Source organism: Pelovirga sp., assembly GCF_059864205.1.
The window spans coordinates 1-7,543 of the sequence record NZ_JCBCBS010000034.1 but is presented as its reverse complement, the minus strand read 5'-3'; the positions used below and the strand labels follow the sequence as shown (position 1 = coordinate 7,543).

Below are 7,543 nucleotides of genomic sequence, written 5' to 3'. Positions count from 1 at the left end.
GTAGTGGGTAGTGGGTAGTGGGTAGTGGGGTATCAGTGAACCGTGAGCGGTGAGCGGTGAGCGGTGAGCGGTGAGCGGTGAGCGGAAAAAAACATTAACGGAGAGCCAAGGGCGGGGAAAAAGGGTAGTAGGGAGTGGGTTAAGATTTCCCAGTCCCCAGTCCCCAGTACTGTCCCCAACTAAAAACTGTTCACGGTTCACTGTTTACCGTTCACTTTTTTTAGCCTGCCTGGTATTATTAATCGTGCTGTTTAACGTTCTATAGGGAGTGCGGTTATGTCGATTACGGCAAATGAATTAAAGACCCGTGGCGTGGCCTCGATTCATGAGGCGCTTAAACACCAGGACGAAGCGATGATCTCGGTTCGTGGACGGGAACGGTATGTGGTGATGGATATTGACACCTATAATAAGCTTCGTGTTTGCGAATTGGAAGCCGCCTATTATCAGGCACAACGTGAGCTTGCCGAGGGGCAGGGGATTGTTGAGTCGGTTGCTGACCACATGGCGCGTATCCGTCAGCTGGACGTATGAATTATCAGATCATCTATACCCCGGGCTATAATAGACGTGCAGCCCGTTTCCTGAAAAAACATCCGGACCTGGCCCTTCAGTACGAAAAAACGCTTCAATTGCTTGAAGTGAATCCCTTTCACCCGTCATTGCGTCTGCATCGGCTTAAGGGCGGGCTCGCCGGTTTGCATTCGGTCTCGATTAATTTCAGTTACCGCATCACCCTTGAAATGATTATTCAGGGCAATTCACTGTTGCTGGTGGATGTCGGCAGCCATGATGATGTTTACAGATAGTCTGCGGGGAGTGGGGAATCAGTGAGCGGTGAGCGGTGAGCCGTGAGCAGTGAGCAGTGAGCAGTGAGCAATGAACCGTGAGCGGTGAGCAGTGAGCAATGAACCGTGAGCGGTGAGCAGTGAGCGGTGAGCGGTGAGCGGAAAAAAACATTAACGGAGAGACGGAGAGGAAAGGGCGGGGAAAACGGGTAGTAGGTAGTAAGTAGTAGGAAAACCGTAGGGGCGGGTCCCTGTGCCCGCCCGGCCTTTGATCTAAAGATTTTACCGCTCACCGCTCACCGCTCACCGTTCACTAAAGGTTTTCACCGCTCACCGCTCACTGTTCACGGTTCACTTTTTTTAACAAATGACACCGCGTTAGCGGCTAATAAATTTCCCTGCGTTCCATCAGGTGCTTGAGCGGCACCATTGTTTTGTGCAGTACGCCAAATATGACGACTTGTTGTTCGTCTACGATATAGTAAACAACATGACTTACATGAGGAAAGCTCATCACATTTGTCCCTACCTCAGGCCTGAGTTTCCCCAAAGAGGGCGCTTCAGCAAGGAGATTCATGGTTTTTCGCAGATCCGATATGTATTTTCCAGCCTGTACGATCCCCCATTCTTGCAGTGTGTACCGGCGAATTTCTATCAGGTCAGCTTGAGCCTCAGGTGTTAAGCGGTACGTTGGAGATGGCATCAATCGCTATTGCCCGCTTGTAGTTGATCAAAAAATGATTCACCATCGACCAAATTGCCAGCAGCTATATCTGCCCTGGCCTGCATTGCTCTTGATTGCAATAAGCGTAACTTGAGCGCCTCAATACTTGCATATTCCTCAGCCGAAATGACCACGGCAACAGGTTTTCCATTCTTGTTGATATGCACCGGGGCTCTCTGTGCTTTTAACAACAGATCACCAAAATGGGTTTTTGCTTCATTGGCCGTTAGGGTATCCATTATAGGTTATCCTTTCTGAATCGGTCGATTTGATTATTTTAGGTGATTAGTATTGAATCTGTCAATTTAATCGTTGGGAAGTTGGTACTCGGAAGTAGGTAGTTGGAAATAGGATAAATGCTTTCACCCAGTCCCCAGTCCCCAGTCCCTAATCCCCAGTCCCTAATCCCCAGTACCTGGGTTTGAAAAATTTGACTCTAACCGCCGTACGGTTCAAAGGTTTTCACCGCGATAAAAAAAGGTTCAAAGTTTTGGACCCTATAGACTTTGATAGATTTTCATTGTGGCGAGGATTGAGAGCTTTGAATTCTCATTTTCTAGCCGCGATCAGAATCTATGAAAATCTATAAGGGCTTTTTGACACGGTAAAAGTCAACGGCAAAGATGACGCGGTGAAGGTCAACGGCAGATCTTTCTTGTTGTTTTAAAACCCCTAAAAACTGAAGGATCAGGTGTTTTTTGTTTTCTCAACCACCTCCTGGGCAGTTGCGGCATCGAAAATGTTGGTGGCAAAATGCTGTAGCTCGGCCTCGGTTGCGTTTTTGATGCGCTTCTCCACGCTGGCGGGAATACTGCCGAAGCGACTTAGCAGCAACCGGCGCAGCAACTGCACCTGACCGCTGTGCTGGCCTTGCTGCACACCTTGTTGCACGCCTTGTTGTAAACCCTGCTGCACGCCTTGCTGACGTCCCTCATCAAACCATTTTTGTGCGAGTGTCGGCATCAGATCCTCCCTGGTGTTGCTGGCATCGAGACTGTCTTCGATCACCTGTTCGTCAATGTAGACGTTGCAGTATATCGCGTAACGCAGGTAGGTTTCAATCTTTTCCAGCAGCGTCGCCCGGGTGTCGGTGGCCTGAGCGAGGCAGGCAGCAATCTTAGGCAGAGCGTCGATCAGACTGCGCCGCTGGATGTGATAGAGCAGATCAAGAAAGGCGCGGGTTTCCAGGCTCAGTTCCAGCTTCTGTCGATCCATCTGCGCCACGTCCCAGAGGACATAGTCGAACCTGGGCGTGTAAGAGCCCATGACGGATGGATCGTCCAGATCAAGCAGATCGACCAGATTCCGCCGCCGCCAACCCTGCCGGCCATGATAAAGAACAATCGGAATAATCGGTGGTAGCTTCTTTTGCGGATGGTGGCGGTGGTGGCTCTCCCACTGGGCCGCCATGTACTTGAGCAGTTGCAAACTGCACCAGTCATCCGGCTGGCTCTTGTGCTCGAACAGGGTATAGATGTAGGCACTGCGCTCGCTGTTTATAAGCTGCACCCGAAAGACCATGTCACTGTAGGTCTGGTGCAGCGCCTTGCTGACATAGCTGCCGGGCAACCGCTCCAGGGTTGATAAGTCGAGTTGACCGGCAAGCAGCGGGGGCAGTTCGTGTTGAAGTAGATCGCAGGCGACTTTCGGGTCTTCCAGCACCTTGCGCACAAAACTGTCATGTGGATTATGAATAGGTGTCTCCATAGGAACCGAGTATAGTCACTGAAAAAGCAACAGAGCAATAAAAAAAATTCAACGCACCGCCAGCTTGATTTAACCCGTGTTGGTGGGTTGGGGTTGTTTGTGGTTGAGCAGGTAGAGCGGCGGGTGATTGTGATTGATGAAGTGAAATTGGAATGAAACCATGAAGGGCAATTTCTAGCCGCGATCAGAATCTATGAAAATCTATAAGGGCTTTTTGACACGGTAAAAGTCAACGGCAAAGATGACGCGGTGAAGGTCAACGGCTTAAAAAACTGGTAGTCGGGAATAGGTAGTAGGGAGTTGATTTAATGATTTCTACCCAGGCCCCAGTCCCTAATCCCCAGTCCCTGGGGTTGAAGCATTTGACCCTAACCGCTTACGGTTTAAAGGTTTTCACCGCGATGAAAGACTTCATTAATCTAAAATATCTTCAGGCCATAATAGTGCACAATGTAATACGCGCAGAATGCGAACAATATTTCCGTTGACGCGATAAGTGACAATGTATGGAGTCTTGGAAATGATCAGCTCGCGTGTCCCTGCAACGCGACCTGGCCGGCCGCAATTTGGAAATTGCAGGAGTATTTTTGTTTGCTCTTCAATATGTTCATCTAGAATAATAGCGGCACGTGGATTGTCTTGTTCAATATAATCAAAGATTTTGTTTCGGTCTTCTATCGCGAATAGAGTCCATTCCATCTTCACGGCCGCTTTTCCTCACACTTACGTAAGGCTGCGGCGCGTCTTCCTGAAAAATGACTTTCAACCTGATCATTCGGCACCGAGGGGCGTGAGTCGGCAAGTGCTTCTTGTACCTTTGCCTTGAACCAGGCGTCGTGGGTGGCCGGATCCGTTGTGAAGCCGGGGGGCAATTCGCCTTCATTCGCTACGCGAGTCAACAGGATTCGGACAGCATCCGAGACTGTCAGTCCCATGTTTTCCAATATCGCCGCTGCTCGATCTTTGATAGCAGCATCGACGCGAGTTTGCACAAGTGCATTGGCAGCCATAAAATGATCCTCCTTGGTAAGTAGATACCTTTATTGTAGTTCAAATGCATTACAGAATCAAGAAGCGGGGAGTGGGGAACCAGTGAACCGTGAGCGGTGAGTGATGAGCGGTGAGCGGATAAAACTTAAACCAGAAGCAGAGAATAGAATTTGACCTCGTAGCGTCGTGAGAGAGCAAAGCGAACGGGCGAGAGACAAGTCATGAAAACCGGCCTCGCGCAGAGATCGCAGAGATCGCAGAGAAAAATAGAAAACCGTTTTTGGGGTAAGGCTTTTAAACTATAGGTCTTTCGGTTTGTGCTTTTCTTGGCGTCCTTTGCGGGCATGAGAGAGCAAAGCGAACGGGCGCGAAATAGATTATGATAAGCAGTTACCGCTCACGGCTCACCGTTCACGGTTCACGGTTTTTTACAAATGACGCCGCGTTAGCGGCTGACCAGGGACTAAGGACACCGCGCAGCGGTAGACACCGCGAAGCGGCAGCCCCCGCGTTAGCGGTATATTCTTACGCCGCCAGAATTTCTTTTAGGACATCTGGGCGTTTTATCGCAATAGCGATCAGAGATTTTGCAGCGCCGGAAGGTTGACGACGCCCCTGTTCCCACTCCTGCAGTGTCCGCAGTGGTACCCCGAGAATCTTGGCAAACTCAGTCTGAGAAAGATCGAGTTTGTGCCGGGCTTCAGCGATAGGTGAGACATCGACGGAATAAGTTCTGCCCATTTTCCCGGATTTTATGTCCCGAATGGCCTGCAGCAGTTCCTCGCCAACATTTCGATTGGCATCACGATCGAGTAATTCTTTATCATTTAAAGTCATGTTCAATCTCCTCTTTCAGGGCTTTGAGGATATGTCCGGGGATACTGTCAACGGCGCTTTTTGCGTAGATTAACAGAAGCCATATCTCGCCGGACTGCAGGCGCGCATAGTACATGATACGCACGCCGCCGCTCTTTCCACCCCCCTGCCGTTTCCAACGGATCTTACGAATCCCTCCTGCTCCTTTCACCATATCCCCCGCATCAGGAGATGCAGCCAGAAACGCCTGAAATGCGGCATATTCTTCATCGCTCAGGTAGTCATGTACCTGTTTGGTAAAAAGTGGGGATTCAATAAATATGATCATGCTAGAACTATACGTCATTGACGTACAATATCAAGGCTTCTCACGTCAAGGATTAAAGAAGAAAATATTTACATCTATCGCGAATAGAGTCCATTTGATCTACGCAGTGTAAGTTCCCACATTGAGTTGATAAAAACTGGCAGGTTATTTTGATATTTACAGATAGTCTTCGGGGAGTGGGGAATCAGTGAGCCGTGAGCCGTGAGCCGTGAGCCGTGAGCCGTGAGCGGTGAGCGGAAAAACATTAACGGAGAGGAAAGGGCGGGAAAAGCGGGTAGTGGGTAGTGGGTTAAGATTTCCCAGTCCTCAGTTCCTAATCCCCAGTTCCTAGCCCCTTTTATATTCAATTACGCAACTCGCAGGGGCAGAACTTCTTGCTGAATGGTCTCCATGTTTTGTTGCGCTACTTTCAAATCATAGCTGGTTTGCAGGTTCATCCAGAACTGCGCTGTGGTGTTGAAGTACCTTGCCAGTCTGAGGGCGGTGTCAACACTTATCCCGCGTTTTTCACGCACAATATCGTTGATCCGTGGAGCGGAAACACGCAAAGCGGTTGCCAGCGCATTGGCGCTCATGCCCAAAGGCTGGAGATATTCTTCCCTTATGATTTCACCAGGGTGAATAGGTCTCATGTTATTCATTAGTTGCTCCTTTTTAGTGATAATCGCTAATTTCAACTTCAGTCGGCTCCTCCAACCACACAAAACATATGCGCCACTGTTTGTTGATTCTGATGCTGTACTGCCCTGATCGATCACCACTGAGTTTTTCCAGCATGTTTCCTGGAGGTGAGCGTAAATCAAGCAGCTCAACAGCATTGTCAAGCATCTGCAACTTGCGTTCAGCTTGTGCCTGAAAAGATCTGAACTGCTTTGGTTTTCCACCCTCATAAAGGGATTGCGTCTGCTTGCACTTGAAGTTTCGTATCATGGAAACATGGTATAACGGAAAGCGTTAAACGTCAACCGTTAAGTGATGTGAAGTGGGTAGTAGGGAGTAGGGAGTGGGGAGTGGGAAAGCAGTGAACCGTGAGCGGTGAGCAGTAAGCGGAAAAAAACATTAGCGGAGAGTCAAGGGCGGGGAAAACGGGTAGTGGGTAGTGGGTAGTGGGTAGTGGGAAATCAGTAAACCGCCTTTCCAGCACCGCTCACCGCTGACTGTTTACCGTTCACTAAAGGTTTTCACCGCTCACCGTTCACTGTTTACCGTTCACTAATGATTTTCACCGCTCACGGCTCACCGTTCACGGTTCACGGTTTTTACAAATGACGCCGCGCTAGCGGCAGACAAAGGACCAATGACGCCGCGTCAGCGGCAGACACCGCGCAGCGGCAGACCAATAACCCCTCAGTTATCAATCACCTGGATCGGAAATATTTTCATCTGCTTATCAGCACTGACCAGAGCCACGCTTTCGAGTTTGCTCTGTGCGGCCAGCATGCGGTCGAAAGGATCTCTGTGTGGTTGCGGCCAGCTACCGGCTAGCTGGGCATGCTCGGGAGTGATCGGCAAGGGGGTAAAGCCTGCGTGATCAATCCAGTAGGGAACATTTTTGGCTACTGAATCGGCATGAGGTAGTTTACCTATGCGGTATTTCGTTGCTATTTCACAGACCGATGCTGAGCTGATGTAGACGGTGTTTTCCTTTGAGCTGATCAGCGGCCGTATTTTTTCTGACAGGTCCGGCGCGTCGAACAGCCACCATAAAAAAATATGGGTATCCAGCAGTAAGCTCATCTTTCCCATGCGTCCAGTTCCTCTTCGGGGAGCGCTTCAAAAAAATCGGCGGTCACTTTTCCCTTGGCTATTCCGGGCGTCCTTTTGGTTGCAGGATCGATTGGAACCAGCTTGGCGTAAGGTTTTCCCGATTTGGCAATAATGACTTCTTCACCGGCATGGGCTCTTGCCACCAGTCGGGACAAGTGGGTCTTGGCTTCGTGAATATTGATAGTTTCCATTTGATACCCTTCCTTAGTCAAGTGACTAAGTCTACAATGAAAGTGATACTGTGGTCAATGCATAGGGGGAGTGGGAAAGCAGTGACGAGTGATGAGTGATGAAGCAAGGGCGGAAAAACGGGTAATGAAATCAGTAAACCGTGAGCGGTGAGCGGTGAGCGGAAAAAAAAAACATTAACGGAGAGCCAAGGGCGGGAAAAACGGGTAGTGGGTAGTGGGTTAAGATTTCCCA

13 protein-coding genes are annotated in these 7,543 nt (G+C 49.6%); 2 read left to right on the top strand and 11 right to left on the bottom strand.

All coding sequences use genetic code 11. The annotated features are described in order from the left end of the window. Positions 1-276 precede the first annotated feature (276 nt). Positions 277-534: a type II toxin-antitoxin system Phd/YefM family antitoxin gene (locus AC6F7T_RS01995; protein WP_500716294.1), complete on the top strand. Its 258-nt coding sequence runs from the start codon at positions 277-279 to the stop codon at positions 532-534. Beyond that, positions 531-809, top strand: a complete 279-nt coding sequence (locus AC6F7T_RS01990) for a type II toxin-antitoxin system RelE/ParE family toxin (protein WP_191153592.1) — start codon at positions 531-533, stop codon at positions 807-809. The genes AC6F7T_RS01995 and AC6F7T_RS01990 overlap by 4 nt, the downstream gene beginning before the upstream one ends. 364 nt (positions 810-1,173) lie before the next feature. Here AC6F7T_RS01990 and AC6F7T_RS01985 read toward each other — a convergent pair whose 3' ends face one another. The 11 genes from AC6F7T_RS01985 to AC6F7T_RS01935 all read right to left on the bottom strand — a co-directional run bounded on the left by AC6F7T_RS01985 (position 1,174) and on the right by AC6F7T_RS01935 (position 7,311). Further along, positions 1,174-1,491, bottom strand: coding sequence for a type II toxin-antitoxin system RelE/ParE family toxin (locus AC6F7T_RS01985; RefSeq protein ID WP_500716296.1), 318 nt, complete (start codon positions 1,489-1,491; stop codon positions 1,174-1,176). Beyond that, a complete protein-coding gene (locus AC6F7T_RS01980) occupies positions 1,491-1,751 on the bottom strand; it encodes a type II toxin-antitoxin system Phd/YefM family antitoxin (protein ID WP_191153591.1) in 261 nt (86 codons plus the stop codon). The genes AC6F7T_RS01985 and AC6F7T_RS01980 overlap by 1 nt, the downstream gene beginning before the upstream one ends. A 448-nt stretch (positions 1,752-2,199) precedes the next feature. Further along, positions 2,200-3,219 (bottom strand): Rpn family recombination-promoting nuclease/putative transposase, encoded by a 1,020-nt coding sequence (locus tag AC6F7T_RS01975; protein ID WP_500716293.1) that lies wholly within the window; start codon positions 3,217-3,219, stop codon positions 2,200-2,202. Between the two features lie 414 nt (positions 3,220-3,633). Beyond that, on the bottom strand, positions 3,634-3,918 hold the full coding sequence (locus AC6F7T_RS01970; RefSeq protein ID WP_500716295.1) for a type II toxin-antitoxin system mRNA interferase toxin, RelE/StbE family: 285 nt from the start codon (positions 3,916-3,918) through the stop codon (positions 3,634-3,636). Between the two features lie 2 nt (positions 3,919-3,920). After that, the gene (locus tag AC6F7T_RS01965; RefSeq protein ID WP_500716292.1) at positions 3,921-4,229 is read right to left on the bottom strand and encodes a type II toxin-antitoxin system RelB/DinJ family antitoxin; all 309 of its coding nucleotides are present in this window, start codon (positions 4,227-4,229) and stop codon (positions 3,921-3,923) included. Between the two features lie 505 nt (positions 4,230-4,734). Continuing rightward, a complete protein-coding gene (locus AC6F7T_RS01960) occupies positions 4,735-5,046 on the bottom strand; it encodes a helix-turn-helix domain-containing protein (RefSeq protein ID WP_500716291.1) in 312 nt (103 codons plus the stop codon). Continuing rightward, the gene (locus AC6F7T_RS01955) at positions 5,033-5,353 is read right to left on the bottom strand and encodes a transcriptional regulator (RefSeq protein WP_500716290.1); all 321 of its coding nucleotides are present in this window, start codon (positions 5,351-5,353) and stop codon (positions 5,033-5,035) included. Before AC6F7T_RS01955 ends, AC6F7T_RS01960 begins: the two co-directional genes overlap by 14 nt. Before the next feature lie 347 nt (positions 5,354-5,700). After that, entirely contained in the window at positions 5,701-6,030 is a 330-nt protein-coding gene (locus AC6F7T_RS01950; protein WP_500716289.1) for a HigA family addiction module antitoxin, read from the bottom strand. Then, a complete protein-coding gene (locus AC6F7T_RS01945) occupies positions 6,008-6,283 on the bottom strand; it encodes a type II toxin-antitoxin system RelE/ParE family toxin (protein ID WP_500716288.1) in 276 nt (91 codons plus the stop codon). Before AC6F7T_RS01945 ends, AC6F7T_RS01950 begins: the two co-directional genes overlap by 23 nt. 417 nt (positions 6,284-6,700) lie before the next feature. Beyond that, positions 6,701-7,099 (bottom strand): PIN domain-containing protein, encoded by a 399-nt coding sequence (locus AC6F7T_RS01940; protein ID WP_500716287.1) that lies wholly within the window; start codon positions 7,097-7,099, stop codon positions 6,701-6,703. Further along, entirely contained in the window at positions 7,087-7,311 is a 225-nt protein-coding gene (locus tag AC6F7T_RS01935; protein ID WP_500716286.1) for a type II toxin-antitoxin system prevent-host-death family antitoxin, read from the bottom strand. The genes AC6F7T_RS01940 and AC6F7T_RS01935 overlap by 13 nt, the downstream gene beginning before the upstream one ends. Positions 7,312-7,543: the final 232 nt, after the last annotated feature.

Bases quoted from the DNA above. Each gene is read 5' to 3' on its own strand.
- AC6F7T_RS01975 (WP_500716293.1), bottom strand. From the start codon at position 3,219: ATGGAGACACCTATTCATAATCCACATGACAGTTTTGTGCGCAAGGTG.
- AC6F7T_RS01985 (WP_500716296.1), bottom strand. From the start codon at position 1,491: ATGCCATCTCCAACGTACCGCTTAACACCTGAGGCTCAAGCTGACCTG.
- AC6F7T_RS01980 (WP_191153591.1), bottom strand. From the start codon at position 1,751: ATGGATACCCTAACGGCCAATGAAGCAAAAACCCATTTTGGTGATCTG.
- AC6F7T_RS01955 (WP_500716290.1), bottom strand. From the start codon at position 5,353: ATGATCATATTTATTGAATCCCCACTTTTTACCAAACAGGTACATGAC.
- AC6F7T_RS01990 (WP_191153592.1), top strand. From the start codon at position 531: ATGAATTATCAGATCATCTATACCCCGGGCTATAATAGACGTGCAGCC.
- AC6F7T_RS01940 (WP_500716287.1), bottom strand. From the start codon at position 7,099: ATGGGAAAGATGAGCTTACTGCTGGATACCCATATTTTTTTATGGTGG.
- AC6F7T_RS01965 (WP_500716292.1), bottom strand. From the start codon at position 4,229: ATGGCTGCCAATGCACTTGTGCAAACTCGCGTCGATGCTGCTATCAAA.
- AC6F7T_RS01935 (WP_500716286.1), bottom strand. From the start codon at position 7,311: ATGGAAACTATCAATATTCACGAAGCCAAGACCCACTTGTCCCGACTG.
- AC6F7T_RS01970 (WP_500716295.1), bottom strand. From the start codon at position 3,918: ATGGAATGGACTCTATTCGCGATAGAAGACCGAAACAAAATCTTTGAT.
- AC6F7T_RS01960 (WP_500716291.1), bottom strand. From the start codon at position 5,046: ATGACTTTAAATGATAAAGAATTACTCGATCGTGATGCCAATCGAAAT.
- AC6F7T_RS01945 (WP_500716288.1), bottom strand. From the start codon at position 6,283: ATGATACGAAACTTCAAGTGCAAGCAGACGCAATCCCTTTATGAGGGT.
- AC6F7T_RS01995 (WP_500716294.1), top strand. From the start codon at position 277: ATGTCGATTACGGCAAATGAATTAAAGACCCGTGGCGTGGCCTCGATT.